The sequence below is a fragment of the Streptomyces sp. AC550_RSS872 genome (genome assembly GCF_019049285.1).
Classification (GTDB): domain Bacteria; phylum Actinomycetota; class Actinomycetes; order Streptomycetales; family Streptomycetaceae; genus Streptomyces.
Map to the genome: position 1 here is coordinate 12,702 of NZ_JAGMUL010000053.1, position 20,808 is coordinate 33,509.

Here is a 20,808-nt window from a genome sequence, read left to right on the forward strand (position 1 = left end):
CCGTCTCAGGGGCTGTCGGGAGGCGCGGCCGCTCCCCGCAGGCCCAGCAGCAGCACCTGGGTGAAGCCGCGTACCCACTCCTCGTCGGCCGCGCGGCCGCTCACCAGGGTGCGGTGGACGACCGCGCCGGCGACCACGTCGAAGATGAGGTCGACGGTGCGGGCGGCGTCGTCGGGGTCGGGCTCGGGGGGCAGCTCACCGCGTGTCTGGGCGCGGGTCCGGCCCTGAAGGACGAGGCGTTTCTGCCGCTCGACGATCGACTCGCGGATGCGTTCCCTGAGGGCCTCGTCCCGGGTCGACTCCGCCACCACCGCCATCAGCCCGCTTCTGGCCTCGGGGCGGTCCAGGATCGCCGCGAACTGGAGTACCACGCCCTCGATGTCGGCGGCCAGGGAGCCCCGGTCGGGGAGCTCCAGTTCGTCGAAGAGTTCCGCCACCGCGTCGACCACCAGCTCGTTCTTGCCGGGCCAGCGGCGATAAATGGTCGTTTTCGCAACCCCCGCGCGTGCCGCCACGTCTCCCAGGGTGAGCTTGGACCAGCCCAGTTCGACCAGAGCCTCCCGTGTCGCCGCCAGGATCGCCGTGGCCGCGGCCGCGCTGCGGGGGCGGCCGGGACGGGCGGCGGGGGTGCTGCTCTGCATCCTCCGACCATATCCCCGGGGATATCCGGGGATTCTGTGTGGTCGTGAGGGAGATCACCGAGGGGTGGTGTTCCGGAGGCACCCGATGCCATTACGCTACGACTCGTAGCGAAAGCGACGACCACTGACGTGGGGTGGGGACCCGGCGTCGACATCATGGCCGGGCGGGCCCGGCCATCACACCGCTTTTCACACCGCTTTTCACAGTGCGCGCCGGACGGGGGAGGATAGACGCATGCAGCCACGGAACATGTCCATGAGCGGAGTCGTCGACCTCGCCGCGGTGAAGGCGGCCCAGGAGGCCAAGGCGAAGGCGGAGCAGGCGCGTGCCGAGGCCGCCCGGCAGGGCGGGGGAGGGGCCGTGTCGCCCGCCGACCTCGTCATCGACGTCGATGAGGCGGGGTTCGAGCGGGAGGTCCTTCAGCGGTCCGCCGAGGTGCCCGTCGTCATCGACTTCTGGGCCGAGTGGTGTCAGCCCTGCAAGCAGCTGAGCCCGGTACTGGAGCGGCTCGCCGTCGAGTACAACGGCCGGTTCCTCCTCGCCAAGATCGACGTCGACGCCAACCAGATGCTGATGCAGCAGTTCGGCGTGCAGGGGATTCCGGCCGTGTTCGCCGTCGTCGCCGGACAGGCACTGCCGCTCTTCCAGGGGGCGGCCGGTGAGGCGCAGATCCGCGAGACGCTGGACCAGCTCGTCACCGTAGCCGAGCAGCGGTTCGGTCTGACCGGCCTCACCGTCGACCCCGACGCCGAGCCCGGCGGTGCCGCCCAGCCCGCTCCCGCCACGCCCGCCGGCCCGTACGACGCGTTGCTGGAGGCCGCCGTACAGGCCCTGGACGCCGGTGACTTGGCCGGTGCGGTCCAGGCGTACAAGAACGTGCTGAGCGAGGACCCGGCCAACATGGAGGCCAAACTCGGGCTCGCGCAGGCCGAGTTGCTCCAGCGTGTGCAGGGGGTCGACCCCCAGCAGGTGCGCAAGGACGCCGCCGACAAGCCCGCCGACGTAACTGCGCAGATCGCCGCCGCCGACCTGGATCTGGTGGGCGGACATGTCGAGGACGCCTTCGGGCGGCTCATCGACACGGTGGGGCGCACGGTGGGTGACGACCGGGATGCCGTACGGCTTCGGCTGCTGGAGCTGTTCGAGGTCGTGGGCGGCGAGGACCCGCGGGTGGCCGCGGCGCGCCGGGCGTTGGCGCGTGCGCTGTTCTGACCGGGCCTTCGGGCGGGGCGTCGGCCCCGTTCTGACCAGTCACTAAACGCAGCGGCACGTGTTGCCCGAGTGAAAGATTTTGCTGACAGAGCATCATTGCGGCCGCGCTTTACCAAATCTTGGTAATCGCGGCCGCAGTTACTGCGGGTAAGTCGCAGGCGTCGTTCTGTCGGATTCTGTCCGTTGATTAATGGACTTGTCAGGTCGCTGGGCGACACCCTGTGTCGCCGTCCGAGACCGGCGGGTCGTTGTTCGGTTATCCCGCCGTTACTACTGAGTAACGAAGCCCCTTGTGCGGGCGGCGAGAATGCACCACGATCGGCCACGCTCGGTCCATTCCCGTACCCCGGCAGCCGGTTGGGTCGCGGGAGTTCCTGGGTCCCCACCGAGCAGAGTCGGCGGCAGTGGCGCCGGCTCTTGGGCAGGGGGGTCTTCGCTCATCCGGCGAAGCCTGTCCAGCAAGGTTGTGCGTGATGCGTGTCAGGCGCGACCAGTGGTTGTCGCTCGGGGGTGATCGCCGGTTGTTCGGGTGCGGTTCGCGCCACCGAGCGCAGGCGCTCTCCTTCCCGAGGACGTAGCACTTCTCCCATCCCTGCCCGGCTGAGCCGTCGAGCTGACGGTGGCAGCCAGGGCCAGGAGATGTACGTCCGAGAAGGAGGAAATATGGAGTCCCAGGTGCGTGGCGGGACCAGATGGAAGCGGTTCGCTGTGGTCATGGTGCCCAGCGTCGCCGCCACGGCTGCGATAGGTGTCGCCCTCGCGCAGGGCGCTCTCGCCGCGTCGTTCAGTGTGTCGGGCCAGTCGTTCAAGGTCACGGCGAAGGAGCTCAACGGTACGGGCTTCTCGCAGTACGGGGCCGTCGATCCGGGGGTCACCCTCTCCGGTGAGAAGACTGCTCACGCGGTGGCGGTCTCGGCGTTCGACACGGCCTACATCGAAAAGATGTGCCAGTCCGTTGTCACCCCCAGCGTCCCGTTCCTCGGGGACATCACCCTGAGGCTGGAGGCGGGTGACAGCAGCGACCAGGACAAGCAGGTCTACGCCAAGAACCTGTACATCGACGTCGAGGAACTCGACGCGAACGCCGTGTTCACCGACATCAACATCGGTGTTGCGGCCGGCTCGATGAAGAACCCGCCCATGAAGGGCGGCAAGGAGGTCGCCAACCCGAATGGCTTCGGCCAGGAGGCGAGGAAGGCCAAGCTGACCGACGTGAAGCAGACGGCGTGGGCGACCACCGCCGGAACCTTCAAGCTGAGCGGTCTGCACATGTCGCTGCACAAGGGCAAGGGCGCCGGCGTCGAGTGCTACTGAGCACTCCGTGACGGGCGGGGGAGCCGAGGCGCCCCCGCCCGTCCGCCTTCCGCCCAACTCTTCACTCACCCCCCGCATTTCCATCGCAGTACCACCCTCACTACAGCAACGCCGCACCAGGGAGCTGTTTTCCATGAGCGCCGAGACCTCTGCCGCGCCCGGTCAGTTCACCCGCCGGAGGCTGCAGTTCCGCGCCTGGCGGGGCACAAGGCCGTTCTGGGCCGGCCTTTTCATCATGATCGGCGGCTTTCCGATCATGTACTTCCCGTACGCGCACCTCCAGATCGGGCACCTGACGCTCGCGATGTCCACCACCGCGGGCGCCGGATCCCTGATCATCGGTGTGCTGCTCGTCGTCCTGGGCATCAGCCTCTGGTTCCAGAAGCACATCCGGACCTTCGCGGGCGTCGCGGCGATTCTGCTGGGCCTGGTGTCCATCCCGGTGTCCAACTTCGGCGGCTTCATCGTCGGTTTCCTGTTCGCCCTCATCGGCGGCGCGATGGCCGTGGCGTGGGCGCCGGGCGAACCGCCCCTGGCGGAGGGCGCCTCGGGAACAGGCGGCGCCTCTCAGGGCACGGACCCGGACACGACGATCCTCAAGCCCGTGGGGGACGGGATGAGCGAGCCGAACGATCTGTCAGGAACGAGCCCGGCGAACGGGGCGAACGGGAGGCACAGTGCCGGCTGACGAGGTGACCCACGGGGCTGATGTGGAAGCGTCCCGTGTGAGAACCGGGCCGCGCCACGCGGCACCCAAGAAGCCGCTGTTCACCAGGTTCCACATGCCGGCCGGCAAGGCGGTAGCCATCGCCGCGATGCCCACAGCGGTTCTGATGGGCCTGGGGTTCACATCGAGCCTTGCCATCGCCGACAGCGACAGCACGTCGACGCCGACGTCGAACAGCCTGACGGCGGACGAGTACAAGGCCTGTGTCGCGGCCCTGGACGACTCCAAGGATGCGTCGGCCTCGCCGTCGCCGTCCGAGAGCGCGGACAGTGGCAAGGACGACGAGGCGGAGCCGACTCCGTCGGCGTCGGCCGGTGACGAGGACTCCGAGGGTCCCTCCGACTCCTCGGGTTCTTCCTCCTCCGGCTCCGGCAGTTCCTCTTCGTCGGATGCGGGTTCCGACGACGAGGCCGAGCCCACGCCTTCGCCGTCCGCGAGCAAGTCGAGCGAGGCTCCGTCCGGCGACGCCGCCACGGAGTCCCCCGCGCCGTCCGCGAGCGGCGGCAACTTGCTCGAGGACATAGGCGACGCCATCACCGGCATCTTCACGGGCGGCTCCGGCTCTTCGGACACCGCGAGCCCGACGCCGTCCGCGTCGCCGAGCACGAGCGAGGACGCGTCGTCCGACTCGTCCGCCAAGGACACCTCCGACGCGGTGAAGGACACCGTCGAGGAGAGCGCCGACAAGGTCACCGACACGGTGCAGGACACCGTCGAGGACACCACCGACACGGCGTCCAAGGCGGCCGGGGACGCCGCGGAGAAGGTCGAGAAGGCGGCCGAGGACGCGGCCGACGCGGCTACCGCCTCGCCCAGCCCCTCCGCGAGTTCCTCAACGGACCCCGAGGATTGCGTGGCGGCCACCGACGCCGAGGGCGGCGTCGACAACAAGCAGTTCGTGGCGGACGACCCCTGGTACCTGGAGGCCAGCTCCCTGACCCTGAAGGGCGCGGACTACCAGGGCATCGTCGAGGTGAAGACCGCCAACGGCACCACGAAGAAGGTGCTGAAGTACGTCATCTCCGACGGCACGGACATCGGCGACCTGCACCAGATCGTCAAGGACAAGCAGGCCGGCAAGACCTACCACGTGCAGGCGGCCAAGGGGTCCAAGTCCACGATCACCAACGGCAAGACGGTGATGTACACCGAGAGCATCTCGGGCAACCTGCTCGGGCTGATCCCGATCACCTTCGACCCGGAGCACCCGCCGCCGCTGAACATCCCGTTCATCTACTTCACGAACGTGAAGGTCGTCCAGGCCGGCCAGTTCGGCGGGACGCTGACGGTGCCCGGGCTGCACCAGTACACCACCGACGGCACGGCGTGACCGGCTGAGCGCCGCCCTCTCGAGTCTCTCCGGGAGCCGCAAAGGACTGTGCTCCGCTGGGTTTCGACCCGGCGGGGCACAGCCCTTTCGGCCTTCTTGGCGCACACTTGGCGCCAATCGAACTCAAGAGCGAAGTGAGGGTTCCGTAAAGGTGCTCCCACTGCCATGATGATCGCGTCCCCTGGGGAGGGGGCGCGGGGGCGCGTGCTGACCGCACGCGACATAGACGGGGATCTCTCTACTTCCTGGCTTTTCTCGCACGGCGGGCCGTCGGCATGACCATCAGCCGGGCACCGCCGACGATTCGTCGTGCCCTGTTCCCATGCGGACGAGACCAACCATCCGGACTGACCATCCAGGTAGGCATCGACGTGCGAACGACACGAAAAAGACCTCACAGAATATCCCGAGCAGCACGCGCACAGCGGGGATTCGCAGCCATCGCGCTCGCGACCGCGACGGCCGTACTCGGCGGACTCGTCTCCGCCGCCCCCGCGCTCGCCGAAGAACCGGGGGACAACCCGGCCAACCCGTACGAACGCTCTCTCCGCATCAGCCTCGGCGCACAGGCCCGCAAGGACCGATGCCAAGTGGCGCGGGTCGTGCACTTCGGCGGGCCCGAGATGAAGACGTTTGCGGCGACGAAACTCGCGGGCCCGGACGACAGCCTGCGCACGATCGTGGCGAACTGGACGTTCGGTGAGCTCGGTGACGCCCACCGGCGGGACTCGGACGCGAGCCGGGCCGACGTGGGGACCTACAAGGACCGCCAGGAAAAATTGGATGCTGGTAACAAGCCCTACGCCTGGGCGAATTCACTGGGCGGCCGGGACTACTCCGCGCCCGATTTCGGCAAGGACATCGTCGCCTTCACCCTCGGCGCCCAGCAGGACCTGTACGACAGGGCGTGGGAGTATCCGACACCGAGACCCGGCCAGGCCTCGCTGGATCAGGCCAAGAAGGTGCTCGACGGGTTCGACACCGGCGACGACGCGTGGGCCGCCGCGTACAAGGATGTCGCCGGGAGGGAACTGCTCGACACGAGCTACATGGGCCACTCCTCGGCCAACGACGTCGCGACGTTCCTGCGCTTCGGCGGTTTCCCGACCAAGGCCCCCGAGCCGGATTCGCTGGAGTTCCGCACCGAGGTCGAGGCCCTGAAGTCGGCCTGGGCGGCCTGCGACAGCAACAACCCGATCGACCACTACCGGGTGCTGACCGGGCCGGTCGTGCAGGCGTACTCGGAGTGGGAGGCGGAGTACTCCGGCCAGGCCGAGCAGCGTAAGGCGATCGTCACCGCCGATGCCGCCGCGGCCAAGGAGACGCGGGTCGCCACCAACGCGATGATCGAGGCGGTTCGGCAGGCCTGGCAGGCGGACCAGATCCTGTACTGGCAGAAGTACTGGGCCGCGAACAAGAACTCCATCCACTACCCGACGAAGGCCGAGTTCACCAAGGCCACGACGGATCTGAACACGGCGAAGTCCAAGGCCGCGGCCCAGGTGGCCGTGGCGGACGCGGCGGCCGCCCGGGCCAAGACGGCCGCGGACACCGCGGGCACCCAGCAGACGAAGGCGTGGGCGATTGCCGACGCCGCGAAGCTGCCGCGCGGCCGGGGCCTGCTGTACGCGCAGCAGTCGGTGCAGGTCGCCAAGGCCTCGTCCGCGGCCGCCCAGGCGGCGGCGAAGGCCACACTGACGGCGTCGAAAGCGGCGAAGGCCACGGTGGCCGACTCCCAGACGCTGCTGGCGCTCGCGAAGACCCAGACACACGCGCTGAACACGGCGTTCCGTAAGACGGCGGCGCTGGAGGCCAAGGCTCAGGCGAAGGCAGCCGCTGAATCCGCCGCCAAGCTGGCCGCAGGGGCCGAGGCCGACGCCGCTACCGCGAAGAAGGCCCGCTCGACCGCCGAGAAGGCTGAGCAGACGGCCAAGGACCAGGCCGCCGAGGCGAAGCGTCAGCGCGGTATCGCGGAGGCCGAGAAGGCCACCGCTGAGCGAGAGCGCGACATCGCGGCGAGCGAGCGCAAGAAGGCCAACGCCGCCGAGCAACGGGCGCAGGGGGAGGCGACCAAGGCCAAGTCGGCCCGGACGGACGCGGAGACTGCTGGTTCGACGGCGACACAGAAGCTGGCGGCGGCGGTGGCTGCCGAAGCGCGTGCGTACAAGGCACGCAACGAGGCGGTCAAGGCCGAGCGCGAGAAGGACGCCATCGCTTCTCGGGCGGCCGCGTTGGAGTCGGCCGCCGCAGCTGCCGAGGGCACCGCGGCCGCGGGCGAGACCCGGCAGGCGGCTCAGGAGGCACGGACCGCCGCCACCGGAGCGGCGGGTGCGGCGACCCGGGCCCGTACCGCGGCGAACGAGGCGACCTCGGCGGCGGTCAACGCCCGTGCCGCGGCGACCCGTGCGGAAGGCGCGGCGAAGCGTTCCCGGTCCGCAGCCGACGCGGCGCAGGCGGCATACGCGAAGACGCAGGCTGCGGCTGCCACCGCGCACGCCGCGGCGGCCGAGGCGATCGACGCGGCCGCGTCCGCGAAGGACAAGGCCAAGAAGGCGGACGCCAAGGCGAAGGAGGCCCAGGCCGCTGCGATCACCGCGCGCAAGGAGGCGACCGCGGCGGTAGCCGAGTCCGTCAAGACGGCCGCGTGGGCGGCGAAGACCGCCGGGTACGCGCTCGCCACGGCACAGTACGCGCAGGCCGCCCGCGACGCCGCGACCGCGACGACCAAGGCGGGCGACGAGGCGATCACCATCGGCTCCCCGTACCGCGAGAGCGACACTTCGGCGGCGTACGCGGTACTGATCGGGCAGACCGCCAAGACTCTCGCCGAGCAGCAGGCGAGCGCGGCCAAGGCCAAGTCGGACGAGGCGAAGAAGGCGGCGGCGCAGGCCAAGGCGCTCGCCGAGAAGGCGGCCGGCGACGCGAAGATCGCCCTCCAGGCGGCGGCCGACGCCGCGGACTACGCGGTGCAGGCGGTCAACTCCGCGGCGGCGGCGAACGCTTCGGCCAAGGCCGCGGCGACCGACGCGGCGGCGGCGAAGAAGGCCGATGCGAACGCCCAGAAGTACGACCAGCAGGCGGGCACTGACGCCTTCTGGGCGAACTCCGCCGCGACCGACGCCGAATCGGCGGCTGCCCAGGCCGACCGCGATGCCACGGAGGCCGAGAAGGACGCGAAGAGCGCCCGCTCCGCAGCCACCTCCGCCGAGACCGATGCCGCCGCGGCGGACCGGGTCGCGACGCACGCCGAGTCGGACGCGGTCAAGGCCGAGAAGGCGGCCTCCAACGCCGACAGCGCGGCCAAGGACGCGGACGCGGCTGCCACCCGTGCCGAGGAGGAGGAGAGGGAGCGGGAACGGAAGGCCGCCCAGGCCTTGCTGGAGGAGCACGGCTCCGGGGCCGGTTCCGATCTCACGGCCGATGAGGAGTCGCTGCTCCTGGACGGCTGTGGACCGGAGTGCGTCGAGGAGTTCCGGGAGGCCAGGGCACTCGCCGGGCAGGGATTGCTGGAGTGGGTCAAGCAGAACGGCGGGCAGATCCTCCTCGACGAGATCGGCTGGACCGACCTCAAGAACTGCCTGACCAAGGGTGATGTCGAGAGCTGCCTGTGGACGCTGGCCAAGGCCGTCCCGGCAAACAAGATCGTCGGTGTCGGCAAGGCGATCGTCCGGATCGCCTCGGGTGCCATCGGGTTCTTCGAGAAGTCGGTGACGGCCAAGCGGACGCTCGACAAGATGCGCGTTCTTATCAAGGACATCCGTGAGGGGAGGGTGAAGACCTGTCCGGTGAAGCCGAAGGCTCTGGCGGCAGTGTCCGCCAAGGGCCTGTCCGCGGGGCCCGCCTCCGCATCGGCTGCGGCGGGCTCGGACTACCCGGGAGTCGGTACGGTCGTGAACCAGGACGGAGTGAAGGTCCAGATCTACTCGAACGACCACGCACCGCCGCACGCGCACGTGAAGGGCAAGGGCGAGGAAGTCCGCATCGGTCAGAACGGCAAGCCGCTGGCAGGCGACCCGGAACTGTCCAGGCACCAGCAGGCCGTGGTCACCGAGAACATCCGTACGATCAGGGAGAACATCCGAGTCGCCATGGAAAGGTTCAAGGCACGTGGCTGCTGATCCCCCACCAGTCCTGGGCGAGGTGCTGCGGCAGCTCGCCCGGGTCGTCGGCCGGTACGAGGACGATGCCTCGTTCGCCGACGGTCACGACCGCTGGGCCCTCTACCGTGCTGCGATGGACAGCCCAGCCGCACTGCCGCTGCTGTTCGACGCGGTGTCCCTGGAGCCGGATGGGCCCCTGGCATCCGGAGTCGTCGGTGAGGTACTGGAACGCGTTCCGGGGGACGAGCGCGAGCGATGGGTAGGGATCCTCCCACCGGCGGTGCGCAGCTTCTCCGCACGCCGGGCACGGGACCTCGGGGTCCTCGAATCGCTGAGGCAGGGCGCCGTGTCGGCAGAGGCCGTCGACGGTCTCATCGACGACTGGTCCGACTGGCTTCAAGGGCGAGCGGTTGATGTGACTGCCGACCAGGATGTCCTGCGTGTCGTCTCTCGAAAGGGCCGGACCAAGAGGATCAGGCGGACCGCCTTGGATGCCCTTCGGCACCGCTGAGCACAAGGACGAGGGCGCCCGCTGTCACAGGGGGCGCCCTCAGTGCCGTACGACGGCCCTACCAGGCCAGTGCGAGTCAGTCCCGCGCCCCGCCACCAAGATGGTGCACCCGCACCATGTTGGTCGTCCCCGGAACCCCGGGCGGCGACCCCGCCGTGATCACCACGATGTCGCCCTCGTTGAACAGACCCATCTTGACGATCTCCTGGTCCACCAGGTCGACCATCTCGTCGGTGCTGTTGACGAACGGCACGACGTGCGGCTCGACGCCCCAGCTGAGGGTCATCTGGTTGCGGGTGGACTCGTCCGTGGTGAACGCGATGATCTGCTGGGCGGCGCGATAGCGGCTCAGGCGGCGGGCGGTGTCGCCGGACTGGGTGAAGGCGACCAGGCCCTTGCCGCCGAGGAAGTCGGCGATCTCGCAGGCCGCGCGGGCGACCGAACCGCCCTGCGTGCGCGGCTTCTTGCCGGGGACCAGGGGCTGCAAGCCCTTGGAGAGGAGTTCCTGCTCGGCCGCGGTGACGATCTTCGACATCGTCTTGACCGTCTCGATCGGGTAGGCGCCGACCGAGGACTCCGCCGAGAGCATGACCGCGTCCGCGCCGTCCAGGATCGCGTTGGCCACGTCGGAGGCCTCGGCGCGGGTCGGACGGGAGTTGGTGATCATCGACTCCATCATCTGGGTCGCCACGATCACCGGCTTGGCGTTGCGGCGGCACAGCTCGATGAGCCGCTTCTGCACCATCGGGACCTTCTCGAGCGGGTACTCGACGGCCAGGTCGCCACGGGCGACCATCACACCGTCGAACGCCATCACGACGTCCTCCATGTTCGCCACCGCCTGCGGCTTCTCCACCTTGGCGATGACCGGGACGCGGCGGCCGACCTCGTCCATGACCTTGTGCACGTCCTGCACGTCGTTGGCGTCCCGCACGAAGGACAGGGCGACCAGGTCGCAGCCCATGCGCAGTGCGAAGCGGAGGTCCTCGACGTCCTTCTCGCTCAGCGCCGGCACGTTCACGGCCGCGCCGGGCAGGTTGATGCCCTTGTGGTCGGAGACGACACCGCCCTCGATGACGATCGTCCTCACCCTGGGGCCGTCGACCTCGGTGACCTTCAGCTCGACGTTGCCGTCGTTGATGAGGACCTGGTCGCCCTTGGTGACATCGCCCGGCAGGCCCTTGTAGGTGGTCCCGCAGATCTGCTTGTCACCCGGGACGTCCTCGGTCGTGATGACGAACTCGTCACCGCGCTCCAGTTCCACCGGGCCCTCGGCGAAGGTCTCCAGACGGATCTTGGGGCCCTGGAGGTCGGCGAGCACACCGATGGCCCGGCCGGTCTCCTCGGCGGCGGCGCGCAGGCGCTCGTACCGCCCCTGGTGGTCTTCGTGCGTTCCGTGGCTGAAGTTGAAGCGGGCCACGTTCATGCCCGCCTCGATCAGCGAGACAAGCTGCTCGTGGGAGTCGACCGCGGGGCCGAGAGTACAGACGATTTTCGAACGGCGCATGGGACGATCCTATCGGTTTGTTTCGCCGCGGAATATTCCGTCTGGCGGAAGATACAAATGAGCTTCACTTTGCTCAGCCGTGTTACTCGGCCGTTTAGACGTTCTCCCCGACCAACGCGTAGGTCTGCGTCGCGATCTCCAGTTCTTCATCCGTCGGCACCACCGCGACCGCCACCCGCGTGCCCGCCGGCGAGATCAGCCGCGGCCCGTCGCCGCGTACGGCGTTCAGCTCGGGATCCACCGCGAGGCCCAGCTGCTCCAGGCCCGCCACGGCGGCTGCCCGCACCGGCGCCGCGTTCTCGCCGACCCCGGCCGTGAACGCGATGGCGTCCACCCGGCCGAGCACCGCGTAATAGGCGCCGATGTACTTCTTCAGCCGGTGAATGTAGATGTCGAAGGCCAATTGCGCCCGCTCGTCGCCCTCGTCGATGCGCCGGTGGATCTCCCGCATGTCGTTGTCGCCGCACAGGCCGATCAATCCGCTCTTCTTGTTGAGAAGAGTGTCGATTTCCGCGATGGACATTCCGCCAACACGCGCCAAATGGAAGATGACGGCGGGATCCGTGTCACCGGAGCGCGTACCCATCACGAGCCCCTCCAAAGGCGTCAGCCCCATGGAGGTGTCCACGCAACGACCGCCCCGCACGGCGGACGCGGACGCCCCGTTGCCGAGGTGCAGCACGATGACGTTCACGTCCTCGGGCGCCCTGCCCAGCAGCTCGGCGGTGGCCCGGGAGACGTACGCGTGCGAGGTGCCGTGGAAGCCGTACCGGCGGATCCGGTGGGCGTCGGCGGTCTCGACGTCGATGGCGTAGCGGGCGGCCGACTCCGGCATCGTCGTGTGGAACGCGGTGTCGAAGACGGCGACCTGGGGCAGGTCCGGGCGCAGCGCCTGGGCCGTGCGGATGCCGGTGAGGTTGGCCGGGTTGTGCAGCGGGGCCACCGGGATCAGCCGCTCGATCTCGGAGAGTACGGCGTCGTCGATGACGGTCGGTTCGGTGAACCGCTTGCCGCCGTGCACCACCCGGTGACCGATCGCGGCCAGCTCGGGCGAGTCCAGCCCGAGCCCGTCCTTGGCGAGCTCCGCCGACACGGCCTTCAGGGCGGCGTCGTGGTCGGCGATGGGCGCGCTCCACTCCCGGGTCTCGCCGCCGCCCGTCTGCGGGGTGTGCCTGAGCCGGGAGGTCTCCTCGCCGATGCGCTCGACGAGGCCCATGGCCAGCCGGCTGCTGTCACGCATGTCGAGCAGCTGGTACTTCACCGACGAGGAGCCGGAGTTGAGGACGAGGACGCGGGACGGACTCACTGGGCGGTGGCCTTCTCGTGGAGGGACTGGAGGGACTGGGGGGACGGGGCAGGGGACTGGGCCTGGATCGCCGTGATGGCGACCGTGTTGACGATGTCCTGGACGAGAGCGCCCCGGGACAGGTCGTTGACCGGCTTGCGCAGACCCTGGAGCACCGGGCCGACGGCGATGGCGCCGGCCGAGCGCTGGACGGCCTTGTAGGTGTTGTTGCCGGTGTTGAGGTCCGGGAAGATCAGCACGCTGGCCTGACCGGCGACGTCGGACTCCGGCAGCTTGGTCGCCGCGACCGACGGCTCCACGGCCGCGTCGTACTGGATCGGCCCCTCGATCTTCAGGTCGGACCGCCGCTCGCGCACCAGCTCGGTCGCCTCGCGCACCTTGTCGACGTCGGCGCCCGAACCGGACGTACCCGTCGAGTACGACAGCATCGCGATCCGCGGCTCCACGCCGAACTGCCCGGCGGTGGCCGCCGACTGGATGGCGATGTCGGCCAGCTGCACGGCGTTCGGGTCGGGGTTCACGGCGCAGTCGCCGTAGACGAGGACCTTGTCGGCGAGGCACATGAAGAAGACGGACGAGACGATGCCGGCGTCCGGCTTGGTCTTGATGATCTCGAAGGCCGGTCGGATGGTCGCGGCCGTCGAGTGGACGGACCCCGACACCATGCCGTCGGCCAGCCCCTCCTGCACCATCAGGGTCCCGAAGTAGTTCACATCGCTGACGACGTCGTACGCCAGCTCGACCGTGACCCCCTTGTGGGCGCGCAGCTGGGCGTACTTCTCGGCGAACGTGTCGCGCAGCTCGCTGGTCGCCGGGTCGATCAGTTGGCAGTCGCCCAGGTCGATCCCGAGGTCGGCGGCCTGCTTGCGGATCCGGTCGACCGGGCCCAGGAGCGTGAGGTCGCAGACGTTGCGGCGCAGCAGCACCTCGGCGGCGTGCAGGACGCGCGGCTCGGTGCCCTCGGGCAGCACGATGCGGCGCATGTCGGAGCGGGCCCGCTCCAGCAGCTTGTGCTCGAACATCATCGGCGTGACCCGGTCACTGCTCGGGGCCGAGAGCCGCTCCAGCAGGTCGCCGGTGTCGACGTACCGCTCGAACAGGCCGAGGGCGGTCTCCGCCTTGCGCGGGGTGACGGCGCTCAACTTCCCCTCCAGGGAGAAGAGCTGCTCGGCGGTGGGGAAGCTGTAGCCCGGCACCGAGAGCACCGGGGTGCCCGGGGCGAGGCGGGCCGCGAGGGTGAGGATCTCGTCCCCGGGGCGCTCGTCCAGGGTGAGCAGCACACCGGCGATCGGCGGGGTGCCGGCGCTGTGCGCGGCCAGCGAGCCGACGACCAGGTCGGCGCGGTCGCCCGGGGTGACCACCAGACAGCCCGGGGTCAGCGCGGTCAGGAAGTTCGGCAGCATCGCCCCGCCGAAGACAAAGCCGAGGGCGTCGCGCGCGAGCCCCGAGTCGTCGCCGAGCAGGACCTTCGCGTCCAGGGACTGGGCGATCTGGGACACGGTCGGCGCGGCCAGCGCGGGCTCGTCCGGGACGACGTGACAGGGCACCGGCAGCCGTGACCGAAGCCGCTGGGCGATCTCGTCCCGGTCGTCCCGGGCCACCCGGTTGGTGATCATGGCGAGGACGTCGCAGCCCAGGTTCTCGTACGCCCGGTAGGCGTTGCGCGTCTCGGCGAGCACCGACTCGGCGGCCTGTCCGCGCCCGCCCACGACCGGTATCACGCTCGCGCCGAACTCGTTGGCGAGCCGGGCGTTGAGGGCCAGCTCGTCCGGGAGCTGGGTGTCGGCGAAGTCGGTGCCGAGGACGAGCACGAACTCGTAGTCGCGGGCGACGGCGTGGAACCGGTCGACCAGCGTGGACACCAGCTCGTCCGTCCCGCGCTCGGCCTGGAGGGCGGACGCCTCGTGGTAGTCCATGCCGTAGACCGTCGCCGGGTCCTGGGAGAGGCGATAACGGGAGCGCAGCAGCTCGAACAGGCGGTCGGGGACGTGGTGGACGAGAGGCCGGAACACCCCCACCCGGTCGACCTGCCGGGTCAGGAGCTCCATGACTCCCAGTTCGACGACCTGGCGGCCGTCGCCGCGGTCGATGCCGGTCACGTACACGCTGCGCGTCACGCGTGCTCTCCGTTTCTTCTGTCGTCCGTCGTTCTCGTCGATCGTCGCTCTCGTCGATCGGCGGTCGTCGTCGATCGGCGGTCGTCGTCTCGGGTGTCCCCATGGGCGTCACAAAATCGCCCAGTGGGGTGAGCGAAACCCTCTTGACAATACCCTTGGCGGTGGATAAGGCGCCCGTTAGTGCAGGAGCGACATCGTCCTCGCGGACGTGAAACAATCGGACTGGCTCACCGGTATCAACAGCGAGCAGGAGACACAGCACGATGCGCATCGGAGTTCTCACCGCAGGCGGCGACTGCCCCGGCCTGAACGCCGTGATCCGGTCGGTCGTGCACCGAGCGGTCGCGCAGTACGGCGACGAGGTCATCGGCTTCGAGGACGGGTACGCGGGCCTGCTGGACGGCCACTACCGCAGCCTCGACCTGGAGGCCGTCAGCGGCATCCTGGCCCGCGGCGGCACCATCCTGGGCTCGTCCCGCCTGGAGCGCGACCGGCTGCGCGAGGCCTGCGACAGTGCCATCGACATCGCCCGTGACTTCGGCATCGACGCGCTGATCCCGATCGGCGGCGAGGGCACGCTGACGGCGGCCCGCATGCTGTCCGACGCCGGTCTGCCGGTGGTCGGCGTGCCGAAGACCATCGACAACGACATCTCCTCGACGGACCGCACGTTCGGCTTCGACACGGCGGTCGGCGTCGCCACCGAGGCCATGGACCGCCTGAAGACCACCGCGGAATCGCACCAGCGTGTGATGGTCGTGGAGGTCATGGGCCGTCACGCCGGCTGGATCGCCCTGGAGTCCGGCATGGCGGCCGGCGCGCACGGCATCTGCCTGCCCGAGCGCCCCTTCGACCCCGCTGACCTGGTGAAGATGGTCGAGGAGCGCTTCGCGCGCGGCAAGAAGTTCGCGGTGATCTGCGTCGCCGAGGGTGCCCACCCCGCCGACGGCACCATGGACTACGGCAAGGGCGCGATCGACCAGTACGGCCACGAGCGCTTCCAGGGCATCGGCACGGCCCTCGCCTTCGAGCTGGAGCGGCGCCTCGGCAAGGAGGCCAAGCCGGTCATCCTCGGCCACGTCCAGCGCGGCGGCGTGCCCACGGCGTACGACCGCGTCCTCGCCACCCGCTTCGGCTGGCACGCGGTGGAGGCCGCGCACCGGGGCGACTTCGGCCGGATGACCGCGCTGCGCGGAACCGACATCGTGATGGTGCCGCTGGCGGAGGCGGTGACCGAGCTCAAGACGGTGCCGAAGGACCGCATGGACGAGGCGGAGTCGGTGTTCTAGAGGTCCGGCACCGAGCGGTCAGGCGGTTGCTCCGCCGATCGTCGCCCAGAAGTACTCCACGATCCGCTCCAGGAACTCGCGGCCGGCCGCGCTGGACTCACTGCCGCCGCCGCCCCAGCTGAGCGTGGCGGTCATCTGCCCCTGGTAGTTCTGATGCAGCTGCTGGAGGGCGTCCTCCAGCAGGCGCCGGTCCAGGGGCACCATCTTGCCGACCGGGCGGACGTACGCCTGCCAGCGCGTCGTCACGGCACTGCGCAGCAGCTCGGCCAGGGCCGTGTCGCGGCCGGTGACGGTGAGGAGGTCCGGGACCGTCAGGCCGAGGATGCCGGCGAGGGCGGCGGACTGGCGGTCGTTGCCCTGCCAGTCGTCGTTCTCCTCCATGCGCAGGTACGCGACGAGTTCGTGCCCCACGGCGCGCGCCACGTCCTCGGGCGCGAGGCCACGGGCGAGGCGGTGTTCGCGCAGCGTCCGCGGCTTGCCGAGCAGCTCGCTTGGCGAGCACCACAGCACACCCGCGAGGGCGGTGAGTTCGCTGTTGTCGGGGGAGGCGATCTCCCGTTCCCAGGCGACGACGAGATCCTGGGTGACGTAAGGCAGTCCGTACGACGCGCGCATCCCGTAGGCGACGTGCTCGGGCCCCATGTTGAGGGCGGCGCGGAGTCTGCGGGCGGCGGGGGCGTTGAACGGGGGAGTGGGCGGGGTCCGGCGGCTGGTTCGGTCGGGCTGGTTCGGTTGGGCTTGGGGTCGGCGCACGGGCCACAACGTAGGCCCGGGCGGGTGGCGTGACTACGGTCTGTTCGGCCAGGATTACGGATTGTATGAAACTACGGCTACTGGCGGGTTCGTTGACGGGCGAGATCGTTTGCGGGGCCGGCCGGGTTCCGGTGCGGGTGCCGCGGGGACGGAGCCGCGCCGCGGCCGGTGGCCGGTGACGGTCGGTGAACGGCAAGGTCAGGCGGCATATTCGCGAGCGCTTTCTGTTGTCGATCTCCTGGCTGGCGCGCGGTACCGGCCCCGACGGCGCGGAGCGGTGGTCGACCGTACGGGCGGGTGCCGAAGACGAGTACGTCAACGGGAGGCGGGGCGACGGGTCGGACGAGGGGGATGGCGCGCGGCTCGATCCCGACGGTGTGGCCGATGCGCGTGCCCGAAGGCGCGGCCGGTACGCGGTGCGACCCCGCCCCGCCGCACGATCACCCCTTCACCGCCCCGCTCAACGCGAACCCGCCCCCCAGCCGCCGAGCCACCAGCACGTAGAGCAGGATCACCGGCGTCGAGTAGATGATCGAGAACGCCGCCAGCTGCCCGTACACCACGGTCCCGCGGTTCCCGAAGAACTCGTTGATGCTCACGGCCGCCGGCATCTGGTCCGGCGTGAGCAGCAGCATGAACGGAACGAAGAAGTTCCCCCACATCATCACGAACGAGAACACCGTCACCACCGCCACCCCCGGTCCCATCAGCGGCAGCACGACCCGCACCAGCGACTGGAGCGAGGACGCGCCGTCCGTCCAGGCGGCCTCCTCCAGCTCCTTCGGGACCCCGTCCATGAAGTTCTTCATCAGCCAGATGGCGAACGGCAGTTGGGAGGCGGCGAAGAAGAAGATCGTCCCCTCCATGGTGTCGATCAGGTTCACCTGCACGAAGAGGGCGTACACCGGCACCATGATCGCCGTGATCGGCAGACTCGTCGCGAACAGGATCGTCAGCAGGAAGGGGCGGTTGAAGCGGGACCGGAACCGCGACAGGGGGTAGGCGGCGAGCGCGGCGCAGGCCACCGTCAGCAGCGTCCCGCCGCCGCACAGGAGCAGGCTGTTGAGCAGCGGGGTGAAGGTGATGTCCGCGGTCAGGACCGCGTCGAAGTTGTCCAGGGTGACCCCGTCCGGGAGCTTCACCTGAAGGTCGGCGTCGGTGTCCAGCGAGGACAGGATCACCCACGCCAGCGGGAGCACGAACGCCGCGGCCACCACCAGGAGACCGGCGTCGGCGGCCAGACGGCGGGCGGTGCGTCGGGACGAGAGCGTACGAGCCATACGGCGTCAGACCTCCGTTCGCAGCAGCCGTAGGTAGACCACCGAGAACAGCGAGCCCACCACCAGCAGCAGAAGGGCGACCGCCGTGCCGTAACCGATCATGCTCTTCTGGAACGCCTCCTCGTACATGAACAGCGGCAGGGTCTGGCTCCTGCCGCCCGGCCCGCCCCTCGTCATCACCCAGATCAGCCCGAAGACGGACAGGGTCTGGAGGGTGATGAGCATGAGGTTGGTGCCGATGGAGCGGCGGATCATCGGGAGCGTGATGTGCCACATACGGCGCCAGCCGCCGGCGCCGTCGACCTCGGCCGCCTCGGTGATCTCCTTGGGGATCTCGCCCAGCGCCGCCGAGTAGACCAGCATGGAGAAGGCCGTCCCGCGCCAGACGTTCGCGAAGGACACCGCCAGGATCGGGAGGGTGAACAGCCAGTTCTGGCTGGGGAGATGGAGCCAGTCCAGGATCGCGTTCAGGGTGCCTTCGCGGCGGAAGAAGGCGTAGAGCAGGAAACCGGCGACGACCTCCGGCAACACCCACGCCGTGATGACGATGGCACCCACCAGTGTGCGTACGGGCTTCGACGCGCGCCGCATCAGCGCGGCCAGGGCCAGGCCCAGGGTGTTCTGGCCGATCAGCGCGGAGATCACGGTGAAGACGAGCGTGAGCCGGACCGCGTTGCGGAACGCCTCGTCGTCGAACGCCGTACGGAAGTTGTCGAACCCGACGAAGGAGTCCTCGGCCTGGCCGGTGAGCTGGAGGTCGGTGAAGGCGATGTAGGCGCAGTAGGCGATGGGGCCGGCGAGGAAGAGGACGAGAAGGATGGCGGCGGGGGTGACGGGGAGGGCACGGGTGAGGGAGCGGAGGCGATGGAGGGAGCGGGCGCGGGGGAGGGAGGGGGCCGGCTTCATCCGCGGGGCCCCGTCCCGGCCGCGCTCACTTCTCGATCACCTGGTCGTCCGTCGCCGACTTCAGCTCCTCGTCGTAGCCCTTCGCCGCCTCCTCCACCGACATGTCACCCGTCGTCACGCCCTCCATCGCCTCCTGGACGGCGGTGGAGACTTTCGGGTACGCCGGGTAGGCCGGGCGGTAGTGGGTGCTGGCGACCAGGTCCGTGAAGAACTTGATGCCGGGCTGGGCCTCGGTGTACGCGGGGTCGGCGGCCACGTCCTCGCGGACCGCGATGCCGGAGTTGGCGACGTACCACTTCTGGGCGTTCGCCTTGGTCTGCATCGTCTTGATGAACTCGAAGGCGAGGTCGGGGTTGGCCGCCTTGTCCGGGATGGACCAGGTCCAGCCGCCGGACATGCTCACCTTGCCGGGAGCTTGGCCGTTCTGCGTCGGCATGGCGGCCAGGCCGAGCTCCTCGGACCACTGCGGCCACTCGTGGCCGCTGCCGGGGAGCCAGTCCTGGGGGAGCCAGGAGCCGTCGAGGGCGATGGCGAGCTTGCCCCGCGGCAGCCACTCGCCGCGGACGCGGGTCATGACGTTGGGGTCGAGGGCGTCGGAGACGTCCGGGCCGAGCTTCTCCTTGTAGACGGTCTCGACGAAGGAGAGGGAGTCCTTGAAGCCCTGGCTGCCGGCGATCCATTTCCTGGCGGACTTGTCGTAGAGGGGGTCCGATGTGCCGTCGCTCGTACCCGTGCCGTAGAGCAGCATCTCGAACGTCTGCATGGTGGCGGCCTCGCCGACGGGCTTGCCGGTGTAGACGTTGAGGGGGATGACGTCGGGGGCCTTCTGCTTGATGGTGCGGGCGGCGTCGAGGACGTCGTCCCAGGTCTTCGGCTGCCAGTCGGCGGGCAGACCGGCCTTCTCGAAGATGTCCTTGCTGAACCACAGACCCCGGGTGTCGGTGCCGTCCGGGACGCCGTACGTCTTCCCGTCCTCGCCCTTGGCCGCCGACTTCGCCGTGTCGATGAACTGTCCCCAGTCCTTCCACTTGGCGAGGTACGGGTCGAGGGGCTTCAGGTACCCGCTGGTGATGTCCGAGTTGATCAGGAAGGTGTCCTCGTAGACCAGGTCGGGGGCGGTCTTCGGGGAGCGGAGCATCTGCTGGAGCTTGGTGTAGTACTCCGAGTCCGGGGCCTTGATGGGCACGAACTCGACCTTCTTGCCGGGGTTCGCCTTCTCGAACTGCTTCTTGATGTCCGCGAGGTAGGTGTCCATCACCTTGATGGAGTTGTCCGTGGACTGCTTGAAGGAGACCTTGATGGTGTCCGGGTCACTGCCGGAGCCGCCGCCGCAAGCGGTGAGCGTGCCTGCGGCGGCCAGGGTGAGGGCGAGGAGCGTGGGGAGGGCGGGGCGTGGGGGGAGGGCGGCGGTGGGGCGCACGGGCATGACCTCCTGCGGGCACTTCGTCGTGGCGCTGGGACGGCTGCCCGGTGAACGTAGGTCGAGTGGTCTAGTCAGGTCAATGCGTGTGCGGGGTATTGATGTTGGCGGCTTCCTCGAAGATCCCGCCCCAGGCCCTGTCGTCAAATTCCCGCCTGCCGCGCGGCGCCAAGCACGCTCCCCCAGAGGGGGCACCCCCACCTCGAACCGCGCTTCGCACGGCTCGGGCGGGAGGTGCCCCCACGACGCCGCGCGGCCCGCCCTTCGGGCGGACGACGGGAATTTGACGACAGGGCCTAGCTGTATTGACCCGCAGGGTTGTTCACGCGGGTGATGGGTGGGTGGCCGCCGAGTGCGGTGTGGCAGCGGTGGTGGTTGTAGGTGTGCAGGAAGT

The 20,808-nt window shown here is 69.4% G+C and carries 15 protein-coding genes; 7 read left to right on the forward strand and 8 right to left on the reverse strand.

Translation table 11 applies throughout. The features are described from left to right. Positions 1-5: 5 nt before the first annotated feature. Positions 6-641, reverse strand: a complete 636-nt coding sequence (locus KUM44_RS22350; RefSeq protein WP_217210316.1) for a TetR/AcrR family transcriptional regulator — start codon at positions 639-641, stop codon at positions 6-8. A 235-nt stretch (positions 642-876) separates the two neighbouring features. On the opposite strand from KUM44_RS22350, the gene KUM44_RS22355 reads away from it, so the two are divergent. The 6 genes from KUM44_RS22355 to KUM44_RS22380 all read left to right on the forward strand — a co-directional run bounded on the left by KUM44_RS22355 (position 877) and on the right by KUM44_RS22380 (position 9,836). Beyond that, a complete protein-coding gene (locus tag KUM44_RS22355) occupies positions 877-1,854 on the forward strand; it encodes a tetratricopeptide repeat protein (protein WP_217210317.1) in 978 nt (325 codons plus the stop codon). A 663-nt stretch (positions 1,855-2,517) separates the two neighbouring features. Beyond that, a complete protein-coding gene (locus KUM44_RS22360) occupies positions 2,518-3,168 on the forward strand; it encodes a DUF6230 family protein (RefSeq protein WP_217210318.1) in 651 nt (216 codons plus the stop codon). Between the two features lie 133 nt (positions 3,169-3,301). After that, positions 3,302-3,856, forward strand: a complete 555-nt coding sequence (locus KUM44_RS22365; RefSeq protein ID WP_217210319.1) for a DUF6114 domain-containing protein — start codon at positions 3,302-3,304, stop codon at positions 3,854-3,856. Further along, entirely contained in the window at positions 3,846-5,225 is a 1,380-nt protein-coding gene (locus KUM44_RS22370; RefSeq protein WP_217210320.1) for a hypothetical protein, read from the forward strand. Before KUM44_RS22365 ends, KUM44_RS22370 begins: the two co-directional genes overlap by 11 nt. A 371-nt stretch (positions 5,226-5,596) precedes the next feature. Then, positions 5,597-9,343, forward strand: coding sequence for a DUF4160 domain-containing protein (locus KUM44_RS22375; RefSeq protein WP_217210324.1), 3,747 nt, complete (start codon positions 5,597-5,599; stop codon positions 9,341-9,343). After that, entirely contained in the window at positions 9,333-9,836 is a 504-nt protein-coding gene (locus tag KUM44_RS22380; protein WP_217210326.1) for a hypothetical protein, read from the forward strand. The genes KUM44_RS22375 and KUM44_RS22380 overlap by 11 nt, the downstream gene beginning before the upstream one ends. Before the next feature lie 76 nt (positions 9,837-9,912). Here KUM44_RS22380 and pyk read toward each other — a convergent pair whose 3' ends face one another. From pyk to pta, 3 genes are all read right to left on the reverse strand, one after another. Beyond that, positions 9,913-11,343, reverse strand: a complete 1,431-nt coding sequence (pyk, locus tag KUM44_RS22385; RefSeq protein ID WP_217210328.1) for a pyruvate kinase — start codon at positions 11,341-11,343, stop codon at positions 9,913-9,915. 94 nt (positions 11,344-11,437) lie between these two features. Further along, positions 11,438-12,649 carry an acetate kinase gene (locus KUM44_RS22390; protein WP_217210329.1) on the reverse strand — a complete coding sequence of 404 codons (1,212 nt, stop codon included), beginning with the start codon at positions 12,647-12,649 and terminating at the stop codon, positions 11,438-11,440. After that, on the reverse strand, positions 12,646-14,766 hold the full coding sequence (gene pta / locus KUM44_RS22395) for a phosphate acetyltransferase (RefSeq protein ID WP_217210330.1): 2,121 nt from the start codon (positions 14,764-14,766) through the stop codon (positions 12,646-12,648). Before pta ends, KUM44_RS22390 begins: the two co-directional genes overlap by 4 nt. A gap of 263 nt (positions 14,767-15,029) precedes the next feature. Here pta and KUM44_RS22400 point away from each other — a divergent pair, with 263 nt between their 5' ends. Next, complete coding sequence (locus tag KUM44_RS22400) at positions 15,030-16,055, forward strand: ATP-dependent 6-phosphofructokinase (RefSeq protein ID WP_217210331.1); 1,026 nt, start codon at positions 15,030-15,032, stop codon at positions 16,053-16,055. Positions 16,056-16,073: 18 nt separating this feature from the next. On the opposite strand, the gene KUM44_RS22405 is transcribed toward KUM44_RS22400, so the two are convergent. The 4 genes from KUM44_RS22405 to KUM44_RS22420 all read right to left on the reverse strand — a co-directional run bounded on the left by KUM44_RS22405 (position 16,074) and on the right by KUM44_RS22420 (position 20,420). Continuing rightward, positions 16,074-16,817: a helix-turn-helix domain-containing protein gene (locus KUM44_RS22405; protein WP_374202063.1), complete on the reverse strand. Its 744-nt coding sequence runs from the start codon at positions 16,815-16,817 to the stop codon at positions 16,074-16,076. A 431-nt stretch (positions 16,818-17,248) separates the two neighbouring features. Next, positions 17,249-18,088 carry a carbohydrate ABC transporter permease gene (locus KUM44_RS22410; RefSeq protein WP_217210333.1) on the reverse strand — a complete coding sequence of 280 codons (840 nt, stop codon included), beginning with the start codon at positions 18,086-18,088 and terminating at the stop codon, positions 17,249-17,251. A gap of 6 nt (positions 18,089-18,094) precedes the next feature. Beyond that, positions 18,095-18,994, reverse strand: a complete 900-nt coding sequence (locus tag KUM44_RS22415) for a carbohydrate ABC transporter permease (RefSeq protein ID WP_217210334.1) — start codon at positions 18,992-18,994, stop codon at positions 18,095-18,097. A gap of 25 nt (positions 18,995-19,019) precedes the next feature. Then, positions 19,020-20,420 carry an extracellular solute-binding protein gene (locus KUM44_RS22420; protein WP_217210338.1) on the reverse strand — a complete coding sequence of 467 codons (1,401 nt, stop codon included), beginning with the start codon at positions 20,418-20,420 and terminating at the stop codon, positions 19,020-19,022. Between the last annotated feature and the right edge of the window lie 388 nt (positions 20,421-20,808).